Source organism: Pantoea sp. GbtcB22 (genome assembly GCF_019091025.1).
GTDB lineage: Bacteria > Pseudomonadota > Gammaproteobacteria > Enterobacterales > Enterobacteriaceae > Pantoea > Pantoea leporis.
Genome location: NZ_JAGXKB010000186.1, coordinates 1 through 274, shown reverse-complemented (window position 1 = coordinate 274; position 274 = coordinate 1). Strand labels below are relative to the sequence as shown.

Annotated in this window: 1 protein-coding gene; it reads left to right on the top strand. The window is 54.7% G+C overall.

The annotated features are described in order from the left end of the window. Positions 1-26: 26 nt before the first annotated feature. A partial coding sequence (locus KVT28_RS28320; RefSeq protein ID WP_368734941.1) for a DUF6185 family protein occupies positions 27-274 on the top strand: 248 nt, incomplete at its 3' end.

Below are 274 nucleotides of genomic sequence, written 5' to 3'. Positions count from 1 at the left end.
TCTGATGGTGGCCACTGCTGTCGGTGATGGTGTTGGCGGTGGTCTGGTGGGGGTGCTCCCCTGGCGTGCCAAACCGGGACACGCCCGACAACTGCTTCACGGATAAACTTAGTACCAGCAGTGTTGATGCGGAAATCCGGATGGTCCAGCACCATCAGCCTTACACCAGGGTTTCTTCCGATATAACGATGACGGTTCCCAAAGGATGGAAATTCGCGAAGAGCCTCACATTCAGCGAGGATTCCAAAGAATATCGACAGGCCATGCATTGCCA